The 21,095-nt window shown below is 46.7% G+C and carries 21 protein-coding genes and 1 tRNA gene; all 22 read left to right on the top strand.

Annotated features, from left to right (window positions below):
- Positions 1–102: 102 nt before the first annotated feature.
- A complete protein-coding gene (rpsO, locus tag ACO0KY_RS09950; protein WP_186911848.1) occupies positions 103–372 on the top strand; it encodes a 30S ribosomal protein S15 in 270 nt (89 codons plus the stop codon).
- 241 nt (positions 373–613) lie between these two features.
- Complete coding sequence (gene pnp, locus ACO0KY_RS09945; protein WP_186911849.1) at positions 614–2,749, top strand: polyribonucleotide nucleotidyltransferase; 2,136 nt, start codon at positions 614–616, stop codon at positions 2,747–2,749.
- Between the two features lie 128 nt (positions 2,750–2,877).
- Positions 2,878–3,858 (top strand): NAD(P)H-quinone oxidoreductase, encoded by a 981-nt coding sequence (locus ACO0KY_RS09940; protein WP_423045678.1) that lies wholly within the window; start codon positions 2,878–2,880, stop codon positions 3,856–3,858.
- A gap of 129 nt (positions 3,859–3,987) precedes the next feature.
- Complete coding sequence (gene tpiA / locus ACO0KY_RS09935) at positions 3,988–4,737, top strand: triose-phosphate isomerase (protein WP_423045676.1); 750 nt, start codon at positions 3,988–3,990, stop codon at positions 4,735–4,737.
- Between the two features lie 45 nt (positions 4,738–4,782).
- Positions 4,783–5,139, top strand: coding sequence for a preprotein translocase subunit SecG (gene secG / locus ACO0KY_RS09930; RefSeq protein ID WP_186911852.1), 357 nt, complete (start codon positions 4,783–4,785; stop codon positions 5,137–5,139).
- A gap of 86 nt (positions 5,140–5,225) precedes the next feature.
- Positions 5,226–5,310 (top strand) — tRNA-Leu (locus ACO0KY_RS09925).
- A gap of 114 nt (positions 5,311–5,424) precedes the next feature.
- The gene (locus ACO0KY_RS09920) at positions 5,425–5,784 is read left to right on the top strand and encodes an NADH-quinone oxidoreductase subunit A (RefSeq protein ID WP_186911853.1); all 360 of its coding nucleotides are present in this window, start codon (positions 5,425–5,427) and stop codon (positions 5,782–5,784) included.
- A 6-nt stretch (positions 5,785–5,790) separates the two neighbouring features.
- Positions 5,791–6,267, top strand: a complete 477-nt coding sequence (locus ACO0KY_RS09915; protein ID WP_186911854.1) for a NuoB/complex I 20 kDa subunit family protein — start codon at positions 5,791–5,793, stop codon at positions 6,265–6,267.
- A gap of 29 nt (positions 6,268–6,296) precedes the next feature.
- Positions 6,297–6,893: an NADH-quinone oxidoreductase subunit C gene (locus tag ACO0KY_RS09910; protein ID WP_423045673.1), complete on the top strand. Its 597-nt coding sequence runs from the start codon at positions 6,297–6,299 to the stop codon at positions 6,891–6,893.
- Entirely contained in the window at positions 6,893–8,146 is a 1,254-nt protein-coding gene (locus tag ACO0KY_RS09905) for an NADH-quinone oxidoreductase subunit D (protein ID WP_422996490.1), read from the top strand. Before ACO0KY_RS09910 ends, ACO0KY_RS09905 begins: the two co-directional genes overlap by 1 nt.
- A gap of 35 nt (positions 8,147–8,181) precedes the next feature.
- Positions 8,182–8,670 carry an NADH-quinone oxidoreductase subunit NuoE gene (gene nuoE / locus ACO0KY_RS09900; protein ID WP_186911857.1) on the top strand — a complete coding sequence of 163 codons (489 nt, stop codon included), beginning with the start codon at positions 8,182–8,184 and terminating at the stop codon, positions 8,668–8,670.
- Entirely contained in the window at positions 8,670–9,965 is a 1,296-nt protein-coding gene (gene nuoF / locus ACO0KY_RS09895; RefSeq protein WP_186911858.1) for an NADH-quinone oxidoreductase subunit NuoF, read from the top strand. The genes nuoE and nuoF overlap by 1 nt, the downstream gene beginning before the upstream one ends.
- 32 nt (positions 9,966–9,997) lie before the next feature.
- Positions 9,998–12,301, top strand: coding sequence for an NADH-quinone oxidoreductase subunit NuoG (gene nuoG, locus ACO0KY_RS09890; protein WP_423045670.1), 2,304 nt, complete (start codon positions 9,998–10,000; stop codon positions 12,299–12,301).
- Entirely contained in the window at positions 12,301–13,365 is a 1,065-nt protein-coding gene (nuoH, locus tag ACO0KY_RS09885; protein ID WP_423045668.1) for an NADH-quinone oxidoreductase subunit NuoH, read from the top strand. Before nuoG ends, nuoH begins: the two co-directional genes overlap by 1 nt.
- 13 nt (positions 13,366–13,378) lie before the next feature.
- Positions 13,379–13,867: an NADH-quinone oxidoreductase subunit NuoI gene (gene nuoI / locus ACO0KY_RS09880; protein WP_186911861.1), complete on the top strand. Its 489-nt coding sequence runs from the start codon at positions 13,379–13,381 to the stop codon at positions 13,865–13,867.
- A 16-nt stretch (positions 13,868–13,883) separates the two neighbouring features.
- The gene (locus tag ACO0KY_RS09875) at positions 13,884–14,516 is read left to right on the top strand and encodes an NADH-quinone oxidoreductase subunit J (RefSeq protein ID WP_186911862.1); all 633 of its coding nucleotides are present in this window, start codon (positions 13,884–13,886) and stop codon (positions 14,514–14,516) included.
- Position 14,517: 1 nt separating this feature from the next.
- The gene (gene nuoK / locus ACO0KY_RS09870; protein WP_186911863.1) at positions 14,518–14,826 is read left to right on the top strand and encodes an NADH-quinone oxidoreductase subunit NuoK; all 309 of its coding nucleotides are present in this window, start codon (positions 14,518–14,520) and stop codon (positions 14,824–14,826) included.
- Between the two features lie 82 nt (positions 14,827–14,908).
- A complete protein-coding gene (nuoL, locus tag ACO0KY_RS09865; protein ID WP_422989827.1) occupies positions 14,909–16,984 on the top strand; it encodes an NADH-quinone oxidoreductase subunit L in 2,076 nt (691 codons plus the stop codon).
- Positions 16,985–17,010: 26 nt separating this feature from the next.
- On the top strand, positions 17,011–18,504 hold the full coding sequence (locus tag ACO0KY_RS09860) for an NADH-quinone oxidoreductase subunit M (RefSeq protein WP_186911865.1): 1,494 nt from the start codon (positions 17,011–17,013) through the stop codon (positions 18,502–18,504).
- A 66-nt stretch (positions 18,505–18,570) separates the two neighbouring features.
- Positions 18,571–20,067 carry an NADH-quinone oxidoreductase subunit NuoN gene (gene nuoN, locus ACO0KY_RS09855; RefSeq protein WP_423045664.1) on the top strand — a complete coding sequence of 499 codons (1,497 nt, stop codon included), beginning with the start codon at positions 18,571–18,573 and terminating at the stop codon, positions 20,065–20,067.
- 20 nt (positions 20,068–20,087) lie between these two features.
- A complete protein-coding gene (locus ACO0KY_RS09850; protein WP_423045662.1) occupies positions 20,088–20,399 on the top strand; it encodes a DUF2818 family protein in 312 nt (103 codons plus the stop codon).
- Complete coding sequence (locus ACO0KY_RS09845) at positions 20,392–20,958, top strand: NUDIX domain-containing protein (RefSeq protein ID WP_423045660.1); 567 nt, start codon at positions 20,392–20,394, stop codon at positions 20,956–20,958. Before ACO0KY_RS09850 ends, ACO0KY_RS09845 begins: the two co-directional genes overlap by 8 nt.
- The last annotated feature ends 137 nt before the right edge of the window (positions 20,959–21,095 follow it).

The following is a 21,095-nucleotide window of genomic DNA, read 5'->3' as shown; positions in this document are numbered from 1 at the left end:
CGCGGGTCCCGTCATGTTGGCGGGTGTTTATTTCACGATAACGACGGTTTTGTAGTGAGCTTTTGTTGCTACGACTCTTGTTATCGCATGTAAAGGAAAATTATGTCTATCGAAAAAAGTGCAAAAGCCGCTATCGTAGCGGATAACGCCCGTGGTCAAAACGACACCGGATCTCCAGAAGTGCAAGTTGCTTTGTTGACAGCACGTATCAATGACTTGAACGGTCACTTCAAAGCCCACGGTAAAGATCACCATTCCCGTCGCGGTTTGATCATGATGGTTAACCGTCGTAAAAGCCTGTTGTCTTACCTGAAAGGTAAAGACCTGAATCGCTATCGCTCACTGATCGAAAAACTCGGCTTGCGTAAGTAATTCTTGCTGTATCTGGCAAACAATTTATAGTAAAAAGCCTGCGTCAGTTGACTGTCGCAGGCTTTTTGCTTATTTGGCGTGCATAATGAGCATCAATTATGTGCCATATTAAGTAAAAAGTTTTGGCGAATTTTCAAAGTATGTGTTGAAAATAAGCAAAAAAAGCAATCTTTAGGGATTGCTCGCGGTGAGGTGAACGACAGCCCCTGAAAATCTGTCGGCATAATAGAAAGGACACATTGTGTTTAATAAAGTAACTAAAACCTTCCAATACGGTCAGCATCAAGTCACTCTGGAAACAGGTGAAATCGCTCGTCAGGCTTCTGGCGCCGTTATCGTATCTATTGAAGATACCGTTGTGTTGGCAACTGTTGTTGCTAAAAAAGATGCAAAACCAGGTCAGGATTTCTTTCCTTTGACCGTGGATTACATGGAAAAAACTTACGCTGCCGGCCGTATTCCTGGCGGTTTCTTTAAGCGTGAAGGTCGTCCATCTGAAAAAGAAACACTGACTTCCCGTCTGATCGATCGCCCAATTCGTCCACTGTTTCCCGAAGGTTACCTGAATGAAGTGCAAGTGATCGTGCACGTATTATCTGTAAATCCAGAAATCGATCCTGATATTGCCGCCATGATTGGCGCATCTGCTGCTATCTCTGTTGCTGGCATTCCATTTAGTGGTCCAGTCGGCGCGGCGCGCGTTGGTTATATCGACGGTCAATATGTACTGAACCCAACAGCGACACAATTAAAATCTTCTAAATTGGATTTGGTTGTCGCTGGTACTGAAACTGCCGTATTGATGGTGGAATCTGAAGCGCAACAATTGTCTGAAGAAGTGATGTTGGGCGCGGTTGTGTATGGTCACGAGCAAATGAAGGCTGTGATTGATGCGATTCATGATCTGGTGCGTGATGGCGGGAAACCTGAAGTTGAATGGGCGCCAGCGCCTAAGAATGAGCCTTTGATTGCTGCAGTCACAGCAGTTGCAGAGCCATTGCTGCGTGCGGCGTATCAGACTAAAGAAAAGCAAGCTCGTACAGAACAATTAAAGGCTGCAACTTCCAGCGTTTCTGCTGCATTGGCTGAGCAAGCGGCGGCAGCCGGTGTTGCTGCACCGGATTCTTCTGAAGTTGGTAACATCCTGTTTGATCTGGAGGCGAAAATTGTTCGCTCCCAAATCCTCGAAGGTGAGCCACGTATCGATGGCCGTGACACACGCACAGTGCGTCCAATCACTATCCGCACTGGCGTATTGCCACGCACGCACGGTACAGCATTGTTCACACGCGGTGAAACACAAGCGTTGGTGATCGCTACTCTGGGTACTGCACGTGATGAGCAAAAAATTGATGCGTTGATGGGTGAGTACTCTGATCGCTTCATGTTGCATTACAACATGCCTCCGTTTGCCACTGGCGAAACAGGTCGCGTAGGCACGCCTAAGCGTCGTGAAATTGGTCATGGCCGTTTGGCTAAGCGTGCATTGCAAGCAGCATTGCCAGATCCGGAAGATTTCAGTTACTCAGTTCGTCTGGTATCTGAAATTACTGAATCCAATGGTTCTTCTTCCATGGCTTCTGTTTGTGGTGGCTGCCTGGCATTGATGGACGCTGGTGTGCCAATGAAGGCGCACGTTGCCGGTATCGCGATGGGTTTGATCAAAGATGGCAATAAATTTGCTGTTTTGACCGATATTCTGGGTGACGAAGATCACCTCGGTGATATGGACTTTAAAGTCGCTGGTACTGCAGAAGGTATTACTGCATTGCAAATGGATATCAAAATCCAGGGTATTACTAAAGAAATTATGCAAGTTGCTTTGGCTCAGGCTAAAGAGGGTCGCGTGCATATTCTGGGTAAAATGCAAGAAGCAGTGCCAGTGGGTAAAACTGAATTGTCTGACTTTGCACCACGTCTGATCACAATCAAGATCAATCCTGAAAAAATCCGTGATGTCATCGGTAAGGGTGGTGCAGTGATTCGTGCCTTGACGGAAGAAACTGGCACGCAAATCGATATCAGCGATGAAGGTGTAGTCACTATCGCTTCTGTTGATGCCGCTGCTGGTCAGGAAGCCAAGCGTCGCATTGAAGAGTTGACTGCAGAAGTTGAAGTGGGCAAAGTCTATGAAGGTACGGTATTGAAATTGTTGGACTTCGGTGCAATCGTTCAAATCATGCCAGGCAAAGATGGCTTGCTGCACATCAGCCAAATCGCCAACGAGCGCGTGAATGCGGTCGCTGACTACCTCAAAGAAGGTCAGCAAGTACGTGTAAAAGTGCTGGAAACTGATGACCGTGGTCGCTTTAAGTTGTCTATGAAAGCCGCAGTTGCTGAAGGCGAAGCTCAGCCACAGCAACAACAGCAGCAATAATCAACTCCATCTCAAAAATTCGTGATGAATTTTTGAGTGTTTGATGATTTAAGTTAAAAACGTCCGTGCAAAACACGGGCGTTTTTTTTATGGCATACAATGGCTGTTTAAATTTTGCTGGAGTAGCTATGCGCGCAATCGAAATCAGTAAATTTGGTGGCCCCGACGTATTGCAGTTGACGGAAAGGTCTGAGCCGCAAGCTGGTGCTGGTGAGGTATTGATACGCGTACACGCTGCTGGTATTAATCGACCCGATGTGTTGCAGCGCATGGGGTTTTATCCCGTGCCGCCCGGTGCCTCGGACCTTCCTGGCCTGGAAGTGGCAGGTGAAATCGTTGGTGGTGACCTTGTGGGATGCGAATTTAAGCTTGGCGATCACATTTGTGCCTTAGTGCAGGGTGGCGGTTATGCTGAATACTGTGTGGCGCCTATTGCACAGTGCCTTCCTGTCCCTGTTGGGCTTTCTATGATCGAAGCGGCCTCGTTGCCAGAAACCTACTTCACAGTATGGAGTAATGTCTTTGACCGTGCGCGTCTGATTGAGGGGGAGTCGCTGTTGGTGCAAGGTGGTACTTCTGGTATTGGTGTGACGGCGATCCAGATTGCCCGCGCCTTGGGTCATCGTGTGTTTGCCACGGCGGGATCGGAGGAAAAGTGTCGTGCCACAGAGAGATTGGGTGCGGAGCGCGGAATCAACTATAAAACTGAACAATTTCCAGATGTAGTCAAATCATTGACGGATGGCAAGGGTGTGGATGTGATTCTGGATATGGTTGCTGGTAGTTATATTCCGCGCGAGATTGATTGTCTCGCTGATGATGGTAGGATTGCGATCATTGCTCTACTTGGTGGTAGTAAATCGGAAATAGATTTGGCTCAAGTCTTGCGTCGACGGTTGACGATTACCGGGTCAACTTTGCGTCCGAGATCTGTGCAATTTAAGTCGGCGATTGCTGCTCAATTGCGTGTGAAGGTGTGGCCTTTGCTTGAGACAAAGAAAATAGCGCCGGTAATTTATCAGGTTTTTCCGATGGAGCAAGCATCTGTCGCGCACGCAACGATGGAGCACGGTGATCACATTGGCAAGATAGTGCTGCAAATTTTGTAATTTTAAAATGCGTTCCGTTGTTGCAAATATATTGTGGTATTCCCTGTGTTTGGAGGTCTAGCTGGTTTGACCGTGCACATGTCCGCAAGATACAATAGACGGTTATTTAATTTGTGACTTACTATGACTATGCGGCGAACTCTTATAGCTGGCAATTGGAAGATGAATGGCAGTTTTTCTGCTAATCACACCTTGCTAACCGGAATAATTGCTGGTTTGCCAGCAAATGACGCTGTTGATGTGCTGATTTGTGCTCCTGCGCCTTACCTGACTCAGTGTGCTGAAGTTTTGGGTGATTCGCGTGTTGCATGGGGTGGGCAGGACGTTTCTGCGCATACTCATGGCGCTTTTACTGGTGAGGTGTCGGCTGGCATGTTGGCTGATTGTTTATGTAAGTACGTGATTGTTGGTCACTCTGAGCGTCGCGCGTACCATGCTGAGAGTAGTGAGCTTGTGGCGCAGAAAGTTTTACAGGCTTTGGCGCAGAATCTGATTCCTGTTGTTTGTGTTGGTGAAACATTGGAGCAGCGTGAAAATGGTGCGACCAATATTGTGGTTGCTGAGCAGTTGCAGGCAGTACTGGATGTATTGAGTGCTGATCAATTGACAAATATTGTCCTGGCCTATGAGCCCGTGTGGGCCATTGGTACTGGAAAAACAGCAACGCCGCAAATGGCGCAAGATGTACACGCATTCTTGCGTTCTCAATTGGCTGTAAAGAATGCTGAAGCCGCAAATGCAGTGCAGATTTTATATGGTGGAAGTATGAAGCCAGAAAATGCAAAAGAATTGTTGGCAATGGCTGATATTGACGGCGGCTTGATTGGTGGAGCTGCCTTGAAGGCGATGGATTTTTTGGCGATCATTTCTGCTTGCTGATAAATTAATGTAGTGATGTGGATTAATCTTTTTTAGGTGTTTTGAATGCAAACTTTTTTTACTTTGGTAGTTGTGGTTCAGGTGTTGTCCGCATTGGCGATTATTGGTCTGGTGCTGTTGCAGCACGGTAAAGGTGCTGACATGGGGGCCTCTTTTGGTTCTGGTGCTTCGGGTAGTTTGTTTGGTGCAACGGGCTCATCGAATTTCTTGTCTCGCTCGACTGGTGTGGCTGCGGCCTTATTTTTTATTGCAACATTATCGTTGGGCGTGATTGCTGGTAATCGTAAGGCGTCGACTGGTGTAATGGATAATGTATCTGTGATGAAAACTGTGTCATCTGCAAGTGCTTCCGCGCCAGCAGTTTCTGCTTCTGCGGCTCAAGTAAATCAGATTCCAAAATAATTTCCGAAAAACCCAGCAAAAAAACTTGAATTTCCGCAATTGTGCGTTGAACAATGAGGTCAATCATAGTAGAATGCTGGGCTTAGGCCGACGTGGTGAAATTGGTAGACACGCTATCTTGAGGGGGTAGTGGCGAAAGCTGTACGAGTTCGAGTCTCGTCGTCGGCACCAAAGCAATAGGTCAGATTTTCTTTTCTGATTTTGTCGAGGAAGTGGTCATTTTTTTGAATTTTGTGTCAAACGGTGATTTGCTTCAATGTGGCGTTCAATTACAGGTAGCCTAACGTGAACCTCGAAAATTATTTCCCAGTTCTTCTCTTTATTCTGGTTGGCATTGGTGTTGGTGTGGTGCCTCAAGTCTTAGGGCGTGTTCTTGCTCCCTATAAGCCAGACTCTCAAAAAACATCTGCGTATGAGTGCGGTTTTGAAGCATTTGAAGATGCTCGCATGAAATTTGATGTGCGCTATTATCTGATCGCAATTCTGTTTATTCTCTTTGATCTTGAAACGGCATTTTTCTTTCCGTGGGCTGTTGCTTCGCACGACCTGGGTTGGACTGGCTTTTTGATCATGTTGGGTTTCGTGTTGGAATTTGGCGTAGGTTTTTGGTACATCTGGAAAAAAGGCGCTCTGGATTGGGAGTGATGGATTATGGCTATTGAAGGTGTATTAAACGAAGGCTTTGTTACGACAACAGCCGATAAGTTGATCAACTGGACACGCACGGGTTCGATGTGGCCGATGACGTTTGGTTTGGCTTGCTGTGCAGTTGAGATGATGCATGCGGGCGCGTCACGCTACGATCTGGATCGTTTTGGTGTAGTATTCCGTCCGTCTCCGCGTCAGTCTGATGTGATGATTGTTGCGGGTACGCTGTGCAACAAGATGGCACCCGCTTTGCGTAAAGTTTATGATCAGATGGCTGAGCCACGCTGGGTCATTTCAATGGGCTCATGCGCAAACGGTGGTGGTTATTACCATTATTCGTATTCTGTAGTTCGTGGTTGTGATCGTATTGTTCCTGTGGATATTTATGTGCCAGGATGTCCTCCGACAGCTGAGGCGCTGATTTATGGTGTGATTCAGTTGCAGAACAAGATTAAACGTACTAATACTATCGCTCGCTAATCGCGTGAATGCTAAGGCAGCCGTTAAATATGACAACTAAATTAGAAAAACTTGAGATTGCGGTCAAAGCCGTCTTAGGTGATCGTATTATCGAGTTAAAAAATGCTTTGGGCGAATTGACTGTGGTCGTTTCGCCATTAGAGTATTTGCAGGTGATGCGTGATTTGCGCGATCATCCTGATACCCATTTTGAAGAACTGATCGATCTTTGCGGTGTGGATTATTCTGCTTACGGTGATGGTGTTTGGGAAGGTGCGCGTTTTGCGGCCGTTTCTCATTTGCTGTCTGTGAAGAATAATTGCCGTTTGCGCGTACGTGTGTTTGCTGCAGATGATGAAATGCCAGTGATTCCTTCTCTGGTAAATATCTGGAATGCTGCCAACTGGTACGAGCGCGAAGCTTTTGATTTGTTTGGTATTTTGTTTGACGGACACAATGATTTGCGTCGAATTCTGACTGATTATGGTTTTATTGGTCACCCGTTCCGTAAAGATTTTCCAGTGTCTGGATACGTTGAAATGCGCTACGACGCGGAGCAAAAGCGTGTTGTGTATCAGCCTGTGACGATAGAGCCGCGTGAAAATACACCGCGTATCATTCGTGAAGAAAATTACGGGATCAAATAATGGCCGAAATTAAGAACTATACCCTCAACTTTGGTCCTCAACATCCGGCCGCGCACGGGGTTTTGCGTTTGGTGTTGGAGTTGGATGGCGAAGTGATTCAGCGTGCGGATCCGCATATTGGCTTGTTGCATCGTGCAACTGAAAAGCTGGCTGAGCAAAAAACTTTCCTGCAATCCGTTCCTTATATGGATAGGCTCGACTACGTGTCGATGATGTCCAATGAGCACGCCTACGTGATGGCGATTGAGAAAATGCTGGGGCTTGAAGTTCCTATGCGTGCTCAATACATTCGCGTCATGTTTGATGAAATTACACGTGTTCTGAATCACTTGATGTGGATCGGCGCCCATGCTCTCGACGTTGGTGCGATGGCGGTGTTTTTGTATGCATTCCGCGAACGTGAAGATTTGATGGATTGCTATGAAGCGGTCTCAGGCGCGCGTTTGCATGCGGCTTACTATCGTCCAGGTGGTGTGTACCGTGATCTGCCGGAAAAAATGCCGCAGTTCACAACTTCGGCGTTAAAAAATGCCAAAGTGATGCGTGAAATGAATGAAAATCGCCAGGGTTCCCTGCTCGATTTTATTGAGGATTTCACAAACCGCTTCCCAGGCTATGTTGATGAATATGAAACCCTGCTGACTGATAACCGTATCTGGAAACAGCGTTTGGTTGGTATTGGTGTGGTCAGTCCTGAACGAGCTTTGGCAAAAGGCTTTACTGGGCCAATGTTGCGTGGTTCAGGCATTGAATGGGATTTGCGTAAAAAGCAGCCTTACGAAGTGTACGATTTGCTTGATTTTGATATTCCGGTTGGCGTGAATGGTGATTGCTATGACCGTTATCTGGTACGTGTTGAAGAGATGCGCCAATCAAATCGTATTATTAAACAATGCGTAGAGTGGCTAAGAAATAATCCGGGTCCTGTGATTTCTGAAAATCACAAAGTGACGCCACCACATCGCGTGGATATGAAGTCGAATATGGAAGCATTAATCCATCACTTCAAATTGTTCACTGAAGGTTTCCATGTTCCTGCTGGCGAAGCCTATGCAGCGGTCGAACATCCGAAAGGTGAATTTGGTATTTATTTGATGTCCGATGGCGCGAATAAACCATATCGTCTGAAGATCCGTGCGCCAGGTTATGCGCATTTGCAGGGTCTGGACGAGATGGCAAAGGGTCACATGATTGCTGATGCTGTAACCATCATCGGTACTCAGGATATTGTGTTTGGTGAGATTGATAGATAAAAGACGCTGACTGGCGTTGATTCGAGGCATTGGCTATGGTGTTATCAGAGCAGGCATTTAAAAAAATTGATCGCGAACTTGCAAAGTTCCCGACTGACCAACGGCAATCTGCCGTCATGGCGGCGTTGGCTATTGCTCAGGACGAAACCGGTTGGGTATCTCCAGAGGTCATGCAGACTTTGGCAGATTACATCGGTATGCCTGCGGTCGCGGTTCAAGAGGTGGCAACCTTCTATAACATGTACAACACGAAACCTGTGGGTAAGTTCAAGATTTCCGTTTGTACTAACCTGCCATGTGCTTTGTCTGGCGGTGAGCGCGCTGCGCTGCACTTAAAGCAAAAACTGGGTATCGATTACAAAGAAACGACAGCGGACGGCCAATTTACTTTGGTTGAAGGCGAATGTATGGGCGCATGTGGTGATGCGCCGGTCATGCTGGTCAATAACAAACGTATGTGCAGCCTGATGTCGAACGATAAGATTGACGGTCTGGTAAGTGAATTGAAAGAGGCGGGTAAATAATGACGAGTCTGCATAATCGCCATATTAAGCCTTTAATTTTGGCTGGTCTGGATGGAAAAAACTGGCACCTGCAAGATTACGTAGCCCGTGGTGGTTACGAATCTCTGAAACGTATTTTGTCGGAAAAAATTCCGCCAGAGCAGGTAATCGCTGAGTTGAAAGCATCTTCGCTGCGCGGTCGCGGCGGCGCTGGCTTTCCGACCGGCTTGAAGTGGAGCTTTATGCCACGTCAGTTTCCAGGTCAAAAATACCTGGTCTGTAATACCGACGAAGGCGAACCTGGTACATTTAAAGATCGCGATATCATTCGCTATAACCCGCACGCTTTGATCGAAGGTATGGCCATTGGTGCGTACGCGATGGGCATCACCGTTGGCTATAACTATATCCACGGCGAAATTTTTGCTGACTATGATCGCTTTGAAGAAGCAATTGAAGAGGCGCGCGCTGCTGGGATGTTAGGTGACAAGATTGCAGGCTCTGATTTCTCTTTCCAATTGCATGCATTCCATGGTTATGGTGCTTACATTTGTGGTGAAGAAACAGCCTTGCTCGAATCACTCGAAGGTAAAAAAGGTCAGCCACGTTTCAAACCGCCTTTCCCGGCAAGTTTTGGTCTGTACGGTAAGCCGACAACCATCAATAACACAGAGACTTTTGCTGCTGTTCCGTTTGTATTGGCAATGGGTGGCGAGAAATACGCTGCCTTGGGTAAGCCAAACAATGGCGGCACTAAGATTTTTTCTATGTCCGGTGACGTTGCGAAACCAGGTAACTACGAAGTTCCAATGGGAACACCGTTTGCTACGCTGCTCGAATTAGCTGGCGGCATGCGCGACGGTAAAAAAATTAAAGCGGTTATTCCAGGTGGTTCTTCAATGCCAGTATTGACTGGTGACGTGATGATGGCCACCGATATGGATTACGATTCCATCGCCAAAGCCGGTTCTATGCTGGGTTCAGGCGCGGTGATCGTGATGGATGAAACACGTTGCATGGTCAAATCATTGTTGCGCTTGTCTTACTTCTATTTTGAAGAGTCTTGCGGTCAATGTACGCCTTGCCGTGAAGGCACTGGCTGGTTGTATCGTATGGTTCATCGTATTGAGCACGGTCAGGGGCGTCCTGAAGATTTGGATATGTTGAACTCTATTGCTGACAACATTCAAGGCAAAACAATTTGCGCTTTGGGTGATGCCGCTGCAATGCCAGTTCGTGCATTTATCAAAAATTTCCGCGAAGAATTTGAATATCACATCGAGCATAAGCATTGCTTGGTTCCCACTTACCTGTAAGCCAGATTCGGTTAGCACACTTAGAGTAGACCATGGTTGAAATCGAAATAGACGGCAAAAAAGTCGAAGTCCTAGAGGGTAGTATGGTGATGGATGCGGCCAATAAACTTGGCACATACATCCCGCATTTTTGCTATCACAAAAAATTATCTATTGCGGCGAACTGCCGCATGTGTCTGGTTGAGGTTGAAAAAGCACCTAAGCCATTGCCAGCTTGCGCGACGCCAGTAACGCCAGGGATGATCGTACGTTCATCCAGCGATAAAGCGGTGAAAGCACAAAAAGCGGTAATGGAATTCTTGCTGATTAATCACCCACTGGATTGCCCGATTTGCGATCAAGGTGGTGAGTGCCAATTGCAAGATCTGGCTGTCGGTTACGGTGGTACCGCTTCACGCTACGAAGAAGAAAAACGCGTGGTGTTCCACAAAGATGTGGGGCCGCTGGTTTCAATGGAAGAAATGAGTCGTTGCATTCATTGCACACGTTGCGTACGTTTCGGTCAGGAAATCGCAGGGGTGATGGAGCTCGGCATGCTTAATCGTGGCGAACACTCTGAAATCACATCGTTTGTCGGTCAGACAGTTGATTCCGAATTGTCTGGCAACATGATCGATCTGTGCCCAGTAGGCGCGCTGACGTCTAAGCCATTCCGTTACTCAGCCCGCACATGGGAATTGTCTCGTCGTAAATCCGTTAGTGCACATGATGCCCTTGGTTCTAACCTGATCGTTCAGGTCAAGAACGGCAAGGTCATGCGCGTTGTGCCGATGGAAAACGAAGATGTGAATGAATGCTGGATTTCTGATAAGGATCGTTTCTCTTACGAAGCCTTGAATAGTTCTGAGCGTTTGACTAAGCCCATGATCAAACAAGGCGGTCAATGGCAAGAAACTGATTGGCAAACTGCACTCGAATACATCGCTCACGGTCTGCGCAATGTAAAACATGAGCACGGTGCTGAGGCCATCGCAGCGGTTGCGGCGCCACATTCCACGCTTGAAGAATTATCTTTGCTGCAGCGCGTCGTGCGCGGTTTGGGTTCTGATAATGTTGATTTCCGCCTGCGCGAATCTGACTTCAGTTTGAATGGTCAGATCAAGCCTTGGTTGGGTACATCGATCAGCCAGTTTGGAAAATTAAAAAACGTCTTTATCGTCGGTTCTTTCTTGCGTAAAGATCACCCAGTTCTGGCTGCACGTTTGCGTCAGTCCGTAAAATTGGGCACCAAATTAAGCGTCTTGAATTCCAGTGACGATGATCAGTTGATGAAGCTGACTAACAAAGCAATTCTGGCACCATCCGCATGGGTTTCCTTCCTCGCTGAAGTAGCGGTTGCAGTTGCCGCTAAAAAGGAAGTGGCGGCTCCAGCTGGTTTTGAAGGTGTTACTGCAACTGAAGTTGCATCAAAAATCGCTGATAGCCTGATCGCAGGGGATGCAGGTGTGTTTTTCGGTAACACCGCGTCCTACCATCCAGAAGCAGCGAAATTACACGCGCTGGTGCAGTGGATTGCCAAAAATGCAGACGCAACTTTCGGATATTTGACCGAAGCAGCGAACACTGTAGGTGGCTACCTCGCGAATGCGATTCCGTCTACATCTGCAAAGGCAGTTTTTGCTGAAGCTAAAAAAGCTTACATCGTATTGCACGCTGAACCAATGTTGGATTCTGCGCATCCGGTACAAGCAAAAGCCGCCTTGGCGCAAGCTGATATGGTGGTTGTCATGTCACCGTTCAAACACGGCGCAGAATACGCTGACGTATTGTTGCCTGTATCACCTTTCACAGAAACGTCTGGTACGTTTGTGAACTGCGAAGGTCGTCCGCAAAGTTTCCACGGTGTGGTAAAACCTTTAGGTGATACTCGTCCGGCATGGAAAGTCTTGCGCGTTTTAGGTAATTTGTTGGGTCTGGAAAAATTCGACTACGAAACTGCTGAAAGTATTCGTGATGAGGTTTTAGGTCAAGCGGACATCGTTTCACGTTTGAACAATCTGACATCCGCTGCACCAACGCTCAGCACTGCTGGAACTGGTCTGGAACGTTTGACAGACGTGTCGATTTACAGCACTGATGGTATTGTTCGTCGCGCAGAATCACTGCAAAAAACGGCAGATGCTCAAGTAACGCTGGCATGGATTAGTGCCGACTTGGCGAAAAAATTGGATGTCAGCAACGGCGATATGGTCAAGTTCACGAAAGGTGGTTCCATCTTGTTGAATGTAGGTGTTGATCAATCTCTTCCTGAAAATGTAGTCCGGGTAGCGGCAGGTCATGAAACGACCAGCAACCTCGACGGCATGTTTGGTGCAATTACTGTGGAGCGTGCGTAATGAGTTTGCTGCTCACTATTGAAAGCTTGGGACAGGGTACGTTTGGCTACTTATGGCCGTTAATCTGGACCCTGGTGAAAATCGTTGCTATTACCCTGCCAGTAATGGGATGTGTTGCTTACCTCACGCTGTGGGAACGTAAAATGATTGGCTGGATGCATATCCGTCTTGGCCCGAATCGTGTTGGTCCTGCTGGCTTGTTGCAACCGATTGCCGATGCGGTAAAACTGCTGTTAAAAGAAATTATTGTTCCGGCAAAAGCTAACAAAGTGTTGTTTATCCTGGCGCCAATCATGACGATTATGCCGGCTTTAGCTGCCTGGTCTGTGATTCCTTTCGGACCAGAAACAGTATTGGCAAACGTTAATGCTGGTTTGCTGTTGGTAATGGCAATTACTTCGATGGAAGTCTACGGTATTATTATCGCGGGTTGGGCTTCTAACTCTAAGTATGCATTCCTAGGTGCAATGCGCGCTTCCGCACAGATGGTTTCCTATGAAATTGCCATGGGTTTTGCTCTGGTCATCGTATTGATGGTGTCCGGTAGTTTGAATCTTACTGATATCGTTAATGGCCAGTCTAAAGGCTACTTCGCGCACATGGGTCTGAATTTCTTGTCTTGGAACTGGTTGCCGTTGTTGCCGATTTTTGTTGTGTATGTCATTTCTGGTATCGCTGAAACGAATCGTCACCCATTCGACGTGGTAGAAGGTGAATCTGAGATCGTTGCAGGTCACATGGTTGAGTACTCTGGTATGTCGTTTGCCATGTTCTTCCTGGCTGAATACGCGAACATGATTTTGATTTCTGCGATGGCATCGTTGATGTTCCTTGGCGGCTGGTCGTCACCATTTAGTTTCCTGGACTTTATCCCGGGTTGGATCTGGCTCGGTATCAAGACTTTTGTTGTGGTTTCCATGTTCATCTGGGCACGTGCATCTTTCCCACGCTATCGCTATGACCAGATCATGCGTTTGGGCTGGAAAGTATTTATCCCCCTGACTTTAGTGTATTTGGTGTTTGTCGCAGCGTGGATGCAAACGCCGTGGAATATTTGGAAGTAAGAGGCTGAAGAAAATGGAAGCAATTAAAGATTTTTTTGGCAGCCTGATGCTGCGCGAACTGATTAAGGGATTGGCATTGACCGGTCGCTATATGTTCGCTCGCAAAATTACTGTCCAATTTCCGGAAGAAAAAACACCGCAATCCCCACGGTTTCGTGGATTGCATGCTTTACGTCGCTACCCGAATGGTGAAGAGCGTTGTATTGCATGTAAATTGTGTGAGGCGGTTTGTCCTGCGATGGCAATCACGATTGAATCCGATCAACGTGCTGACGGTTCCCGCCGTACTACTCGCTACGATATTGACTTAACTAAATGTATTTTTTGCGGTTTCTGCGAAGAATCATGCCCGGTTGACTCTATCGTTGAGACACATGTTCTGGAATACCACGGCGAGAAACGCGGCGATCTGTATTTTACAAAAGAGATGTTGTTAGCCGTAGGCGATCGCTACGAAACACAAATTGCGGCAGCTCGTGAAGCTGACGCAGCTTACCGATAATTGGAATGGTTTCGATATGGAATTTACAACCGCATTATTTTATGTATTTGCAGCGATTTTGATTCTCGCTGCGACGCAGGTGATTACAGCGCGTAATCCTGTGCATTCGGCACTGTTTCTGGTGCTCGCATTTTTTACCGCATCCGGTATCTGGATGTTGCTCAAAGCAGAGTTTCTGGCCATCGTTCTGGTGCTGGTTTATGTTGGCGCCGTCATGGTCTTGTTCTTGTTCGTAGTGATGATGCTTGATATCGATCTCGACAAGTTGCGTGCGGGATTCTGGAGTCACTTTCCATTGGCGTTGACAGTTGGTGTGGTGGTGGTGTTGGAAATGTCGGCGGTGTTGTGGCGCGGTTTCCTTACTGTCGGCAGACAGATTCACGGTGACTCCGGCAATATTGGTGATACTAAAAATCTGGGTCTGGTTATTTTTACACATTACCAATTAGCGTTTGAAGTTGCAGCGGCAATTTTGTTACTGGCGATTGTGGCAGCAGTGGCTTTGACTTTGCGTCGTCGTAAAGACAGTAAGTATGTTGATCCAGCACAAGCGGTCAAGGTACAAAGCAAAGATCGGGTACGTATTGTGAAGATGAAAGCAGAGTCTGACCGTGTGACTCTTGCAGCAACAGAAAAGCAGGGGAACTAATATGGCTTTGACATTGACGCATTACCTGGTTCTGGGTGCCATTTTATTCGCGATATCAATTGTTGGTATTTTTTTGAATCGCAAAAATATTATTGTGCTGCTCATGGCAATCGAATTGATGTTGCTCGCAGTGAACATTAATTTCATCGCGTTTTCTCATTATTTAGGAGACGCAGCGGGACAAATTTTCGTGTTCTTCATTCTGACGGTGGCGGCTGCTGAGTCCGCAATCGGTTTAGCGATTCTCGTAGTCATGTTCCGTAGCCTGGATACGATTAACGTTGAAGATCTGGACGCACTCAAGGGATAATGTGGATGGGTTGTTGTGGTGAGCAACAACCCCTCATTCGCTGGCGATTTAAAAAAAGTAACAAGCTAACAAAAGGGTCATCATGGCGGGGCAACTTAACCCACAACTATTATTGGCTGTACCTCTGGCACCATTGGCAGGATCTGCCATTGCGGGTTTGTTGGGCACCAAGTTCTTCGGTAACGTCGTGGGACGTAAAGTCTCACATACGGCAACAATACTTGGCGTATTGGTTGCTTTCATCATTTCATGCATGACCTTAAATGCGTTGATTGATGGCGCGCCAATTTACAACGCTACTCTGTATCAATGGATGCAGGTGGCAGGTTTGAAGCTGGAAGTAGGCTTTCTGGTCGATAATCTGACAGCAATGATGATGTGTGTGGTGACCTTCGTTTCGCTGATGGTTCATATCTACACTATAGGTTATATGGCTGAAGATGAAGGTTACAATCGCTTCTTCTCATACATTTCCCTGTTCACGTTTTCGATGTTGATGCTGGTGATGAGCAACAACTTCTTGCAACTGTTCTTCGGTTGGGAAGCAGTGGGTCTGGTGTCATATCTGTTGATTGGTTTCTGGTACACCAAGCCAACAGCAATTTACGCGAATATGAAAGCTTTCTTAGTCAACCGTGTTGGTGACTTTGGCTTCATTCTCGGTATTGGTCTGATTCTGGCTTATGCTGGTTCTATGAACTACGCAGAGGTCTTCGCGAAGAAAGAAGAATTAGCAAAACTGCTGTTGCCTGGAACGAACTGGATGTTGATTACCGTTGCCTGTATTTGCCTGTTCATCGGTGCAATGGGTAAGTCGGCGCAGTTTCCATTGCACGTTTGGTTGCCAGATTCGATGGAAGGTCCAACTCCAATTTCTGCGCTGATTCACGCGGCGACGATGGTGACTGCTGGTATTTTCATGGTTTCCCGTATGTCCCCGTTGTTTGAATTGTCTGATACCGCCTTGTCATTCATTCTGGTGATAGGTTCTATCACGGCCTTATTTATGGGTTTCCTTGGGATTATCCAAAACGATATCAAACGTGTGGTCGCTTATTCGACTTTGTCGCAATTGGGTTACATGACTGTCGCACTCGGCGCTTCCGCCTACTCGGTTGCTGTATTCCACTTAATGACACATGCGTTTTTCAAAGCGTTGTTGTTCTTAGCGGCTGGTTCTGTGATCATCGGTATGCACCACGATCAAGACATTCGCAATATGGGTGGCTTGCGTAAATACATGCCTATTACGTGGATCACTTCTTTGATAGGTTCCCTGGCTCTGATCGGTACACCTTTCTTCTCAGGTTTCTACTCCAAAGATAGCATTATTGATGCTGTGCAAGCTTCACATCTGACCGGTGCTGGTTTTGCTCAGTTTGCGACCTTGGCCGGTGTTTTTGTAACGGCGTTCTACTCTTTCCGTATGTACTTCCTGGTATTTCACGGTAAAGAAAACTTTGGACATGCTCATGGCCACGATCATCATGCACATGATCACAAGGCACACGACAGTCATGCCCACGACGATCACGCGGATCATGATGAGCACCACGGCCTCGCACCAGGACAAAAACCGCACGAGTCTCCGTTCGTAGTCTGGTTCCCATTGGTGATGCTGGCAATTCCATCTGTGATTATTGGTTTTATCGCGATTGAACCTATGTTGTTTGGCGCATTCTTTGAAAAAGTGATTACTGTCAATGAAGCTCACAAAGCAATGGAAGAATTGAAAGATGAATTCCATGGCCCAGTAGCGATGGCAGTCCATGCATTTACGTCTTTGCCGTTCTGGTTGGCTTTGGCTGGTGTTGTTACTTCGTATTTCTTCTACATGGTGAAACCGGCGATTCCGACGGCAATCAAGAAGCATTCAAGCGCTATCTACAATCTGCTTGATAACAAGTACTACATGGATAAATTCAATGAAATCGTATTCGCAGGCGGTGCTCGCGTGTTGGGTGGCGGATTGTGGAACATCGGTGACAAAGGTTTGATTGATGGTTTGGTGGTAAATGGTAGCGCGAAGTTGGTAGGTTGGTTCTCGCGTGGCATTCGTTTGTTCCAAAGTGGTTATATCTATCACTATGCTTTTGTAATGATTTTGGGTGTTCTGGGGTTCCTTGTGTACTTCATGCCATTCCCTTTTGCTAAATAAGTGACCTCGGCTATAAAAATATAATCATGATGCAGTCAACTTCCTCCTTACTCAGCCTGGCGATTTGGTGTCCGATCGCGTTTGGCCTCTTTGTATTAGCTTTCGGTCGGGATGAAAATCCCGGTCTGGTGCGCGGTGTTTCGCTTATCGGTTCTCTGGCGAGCTTTTTGGTAACTTTGCCTTTGATTACCCATTTTGATAACAATGCGCATGGCATGCAATTTGTTGAAAAATTCGCGTGGATAGAAAAATTTAACGTTTTTTACTCATTGGGAATTGATGGTATCTCTCTGTGGCTAATCCCTTTGACAGCGTTCATTACTGTGATCGTGGTGATCGCTGCATGGCAGGTAATTGAGAAGCAAGTTGCTCAGTACATGGGTGCGTTCCTGATATTGTCTGGACTAATGATCGGTGTATTTTCAGCGTTGGACGGTATGCTGTTCTACGTGTTCTTCGAAGCAACTTTGATTCCTATGTACATCATTGTAGGTATCTGGGGCGGCCCGAATCGCGTGTATGCAGCGTTCAAGTTCTTCTTGTACACCTTGCTCGGTTCTTTGTTAACACTGGTTGCGATCATTTATCTGTACAACAAAGCAGGTCATTCTTTCGATATTCTTGATTGGCACAAACTGCCGTTGAGCATGTCAGAACAAATCATGATCTTCTGTGCTTTCCTGATGGCGTTTGCAGTGAAAGTGCCAATGTGGCCAGTACATACATGGTTGCCAGATGCTCACGTGGAAGCGCCTACCGGTGGTTCTGTTGTGTTGGCAGCGATCATGTTGAAATTGGGCGCTTATGGTTTCTTGCGCTTCTCCTTGCCAATCGCTCCTGATGCAAGCCATTACATGGCCGGTTTCATGATCACGTTGTCTTTGATCGCGGTAATCTATATCGGCTTAGTAGCTTTGGTACAGGCTGACATGAAAAAGCTGGTTGCGTATTCTTCTATTGCACATATGGGCTTCGTTACTCTGGGCTTCTTCATGTTTAACGCGATGTCCATGCAAGGCGCCATTGTGCAGATGATTTCCCACGGTTTTATTTCCGGGGCAATGTTCTTGTGTATTGGTGTACTGTATGACCGCGTACACTCACGTCAAATCGTCGACTACGGTGGCGTGGTTAATAAAATGCCTAAGTTTGCTGCATTGTTTGTATTGTTCTCCATGGCTAACTGCGGTTTGCCTGCAACGTCGGGTTTCGTTGGTGAGTTCATGGTGATTTTGGGTGCAGTTCAATTTAATTTCTGGATTGGTATGCTGGCTGCTACGGCCTTGATTTTTGGTGCAGCTTACTCTTTGTGGATGGTTAAACGTGTTGTATTCGGTAAAATTACGAATGACCATGTTGCTCACTTAAGTGATATTAATAAGCGCGAGTTTTTTATGCTGGGTGTTTTAGCGATTGCAGTCATTGCAATGGGGCTGTATCCAGCACCATTTACTGATGCGATGCAAGTCTCAGTAAGTGATCTTTTGAAGCATGTGGCTGTGTCTAAGTTGCCACTCTAATTAAGGATATAGACAAGCAAGCCCGTCACACGATTTTCGATTCGCAAATCGTGTGATAGCAGATCAATGCTAGTAGAACTGAATAATATGAACTTCACACCACTTTATCCTGAAATATTTTTGCTGCTGGCGACCTGTGCAATTTTGCTGGTCGATATGTTTTTGGCCGACAGCAAGCGTAACGTGACTTATGTCATGAGTATTGTCGCGTTGTTTGTGTGCGGCGCTCTGACCTTAGCAACGGCAAATAGCGGAGGATCGACCTACGTTAGCAATAACATGTTTGTGTCTGATCCTATGTCTATGCTGCTGAAGATGTTCTCCTACGTCGCGGTGGGTATGACGCTGATTTACTCTCGTCAATACGTTACAGACAGAGGTATGACTAACGGCAAACTGGGCGGAGAATTTTACGTTCTTGCTTTGTTCGCCTTACTTGGTCAAATGATTATGATCTCAGGAAATAATTTCCTGATTATTTACTTGGGCCTGGAATTGATGTCCTTGTCGCTGTACGCATTGGTTGCTTTGCGCCGCGATCACACCGTATCGACTGAAGCCGCGATGAAGTATTTCATCCTTGGTGCTTTAGCTTCTGGTTTCATGTTGTACGGTATTTCGATGTTGTACGGTGCTACTGGTTCTTTGGATTTATCTGAAGTTGCAAAAGCTGCTGCGTCCCCAATTGCTAATAAAACTATCCTGGTGTTCGGTATTGTGTTCCTGGTGGCTGGCCTGGCGTTTAAACTGGGTGTTGTGCCTTTCCACATGTGGGTGCCTGACGTTTATCAAGGTTCTCCAACAGCAGTTACCTTGTTGTTGGGTGGTGCGCCAAAATTGGCAGCGTTTGCAATTACCTTCCGTTTGTTGGTAGAAGGTTTGTTCTCCCAGGCAGTTGATTGGCAGCAAATGTTGGTTGTACTGGCTGTATTGTCCATGGCTATCGGTAACCTGACGGCGATTGCGCAGACAAATTTGAAGCGCATGCTGGCGTACTCCACCATTTCTCAAATGGGTTTCATGTTGCTAGGATTGTTGTCTGGCGTTGTGAATGGCAACACCAGCATGGCTGCTGATGCTTATAGTGCGTCGATGTTTTACAGTATTACCTACGTCTTGACGACACTAGGTACTTTCGGTGTGATCATGCTGTTGTCACGTTCTGGTTTCGAAGCTGAAAACCTCGATGATCTGAAAGGTCTCAACAAGCGTTCCCCATGGTTTGCATTGGTGATGTTGTTATTGATGTTCTCGTTGGCCGGTATTCCTCCGATGATGGGTTTCTACGCAAAACTGTCTGTGTTGCAATCCGTCGTTGCAAGTGGTCAGATCTGGCTTGCACTGGTTGCAGTATTGTTCTCACTGATTGGTACTTTCTACTACCTGCGTGTAGTGAAATTGATGTACTTCGATGACCCTTCTGACAGTACGATCATCAACCCTAGCTTTGATGTACGGATGATCTTGAGCTTGAATGGTATTGCTGTACTCGTATTAGGTGTAATGCCAGGCGGCTTGATGACTGCATGTCTGAATGCAATTGTTAAGACACTTGCATCTTAAGATGGAAAAGGTTGAATCTTTTGAGTAGCTCCGCATCTGTGTGGTTCGTGGTAGTGTTGGCAGTATTGGCTGCCAACCTGCCATTCATCAATGAACGCTGTTTCGCCTTGTTTGCGATACAGCGTTTTTCTTTGGTTAAGCCGTTTTGGCTGCGCATCGTCGAGATAATCGTGCTTTATGTGTTTGTCGGTGAACTCGGTTTTGCGCTTGAACGTAATGCTGGCAATGCGTTCCCGCAAGGATGGGAATTCTATGCAATCAGTTTTTGCCTGTTCGTTGTCTTGGGCTTTCCCGGTTTTGTATATCGTTATTTGAGGCGCGATCATGTCTGAAACAGATTTAACAGACAGCCATTTGCGCGAACATAAGATAGATGGTGTTCTGGCCTACGACGGAGATTTTCTTCAGGTTCAGAAGGACCGAATTACCCTCCCAGATGGTAAGCAGGCAACGCGTGAATACATAAGACACCCTGGTGCGGTCGTTATCATTCCTTTATTTGATGACGGTACCGTTCTGATGGAAAGACAATTTCGCTATCCTTTGGACAGAGTGTTTATTGAATTTCCTGCCGGTAAAATTGACCCGGGCGAAGATACATTGGTCTGCGCACAACGCGAGTTGAAAGAAGAAACAGGCTATACTGCACAAAGTTGGCGCCATGTTTGCACCATTCATAATGCGATCGCTTATGCCGATGAGCATCTTGAAATCTATCTGGCACAAGGCTTGACGGCGGGTGAGGCGAGATTGGACGAGGAAGAGTTCCTGGAAACATTCGTAGCTACCCAATCTGAGCTGCTGGAGTGGGTACGTGATGGCAAGATCACTGATGTGAAAACGGTCATAGGTACGTTCTGGTTGGAAAAAATCCTGAAACAGCAATGGTAGTTTGAAGCTTATTGTAAGCACCCGGTGAAGTCATCTTGAAGTTAAGAGCGTAAGCGTAGATGATCGTGTCCACTTATTAAGTGGACACTTGTACATGATGGAAGATGGAATCAATACGCCTAGACGGCGTCGGCGAC

The sequence above is a fragment of the Undibacterium sp. Dicai25W genome, from assembly GCF_049340505.1.
GTDB classification, from domain to species: domain Bacteria; phylum Pseudomonadota; class Gammaproteobacteria; order Burkholderiales; family Burkholderiaceae_D; genus Undibacterium; species Undibacterium jejuense.
The sequence above is the reverse complement of the archived record's forward strand: the minus strand, read 5'-3'. Positions and strand labels throughout refer to the sequence as shown.

Coding starts and splice junctions, on each gene's coding strand:
- rpsO (WP_186911848.1), top strand. CDS start 103: ATGTCTATCGAAAAAAGTGCAAAAGCCGCTATCGTAGCGGATAACGCC.
- nuoG (WP_423045670.1), top strand. CDS start 9,998: ATGGTTGAAATCGAAATAGACGGCAAAAAAGTCGAAGTCCTAGAGGGT.
- secG (WP_186911852.1), top strand. CDS start 4,783: ATGCAAACTTTTTTTACTTTGGTAGTTGTGGTTCAGGTGTTGTCCGCA.
- nuoE (WP_186911857.1), top strand. CDS start 8,182: ATGGTGTTATCAGAGCAGGCATTTAAAAAAATTGATCGCGAACTTGCA.
- ACO0KY_RS09875 (WP_186911862.1), top strand. CDS start 13,884: ATGGAATTTACAACCGCATTATTTTATGTATTTGCAGCGATTTTGATT.
- ACO0KY_RS09910 (WP_423045673.1), top strand. CDS start 6,297: ATGACAACTAAATTAGAAAAACTTGAGATTGCGGTCAAAGCCGTCTTA.
- nuoI (WP_186911861.1), top strand. CDS start 13,379: ATGGAAGCAATTAAAGATTTTTTTGGCAGCCTGATGCTGCGCGAACTG.
- tpiA (WP_423045676.1), top strand. CDS start 3,988: ATGCGGCGAACTCTTATAGCTGGCAATTGGAAGATGAATGGCAGTTTT.
- ACO0KY_RS09940 (WP_423045678.1), top strand. CDS start 2,878: ATGCGCGCAATCGAAATCAGTAAATTTGGTGGCCCCGACGTATTGCAG.
- nuoN (WP_423045664.1), top strand. CDS start 18,571: ATGCTAGTAGAACTGAATAATATGAACTTCACACCACTTTATCCTGAA.
- ACO0KY_RS09915 (WP_186911854.1), top strand. CDS start 5,791: ATGGCTATTGAAGGTGTATTAAACGAAGGCTTTGTTACGACAACAGCC.
- ACO0KY_RS09845 (WP_423045660.1), top strand. CDS start 20,392: ATGTCTGAAACAGATTTAACAGACAGCCATTTGCGCGAACATAAGATA.
- nuoH (WP_423045668.1), top strand. CDS start 12,301: ATGAGTTTGCTGCTCACTATTGAAAGCTTGGGACAGGGTACGTTTGGC.
- ACO0KY_RS09905 (WP_422996490.1), top strand. CDS start 6,893: ATGGCCGAAATTAAGAACTATACCCTCAACTTTGGTCCTCAACATCCG.
- nuoF (WP_186911858.1), top strand. CDS start 8,670: ATGACGAGTCTGCATAATCGCCATATTAAGCCTTTAATTTTGGCTGGT.
- ACO0KY_RS09860 (WP_186911865.1), top strand. CDS start 17,011: ATGATGCAGTCAACTTCCTCCTTACTCAGCCTGGCGATTTGGTGTCCG.
- nuoL (WP_422989827.1), top strand. CDS start 14,909: ATGGCGGGGCAACTTAACCCACAACTATTATTGGCTGTACCTCTGGCA.
- nuoK (WP_186911863.1), top strand. CDS start 14,518: ATGGCTTTGACATTGACGCATTACCTGGTTCTGGGTGCCATTTTATTC.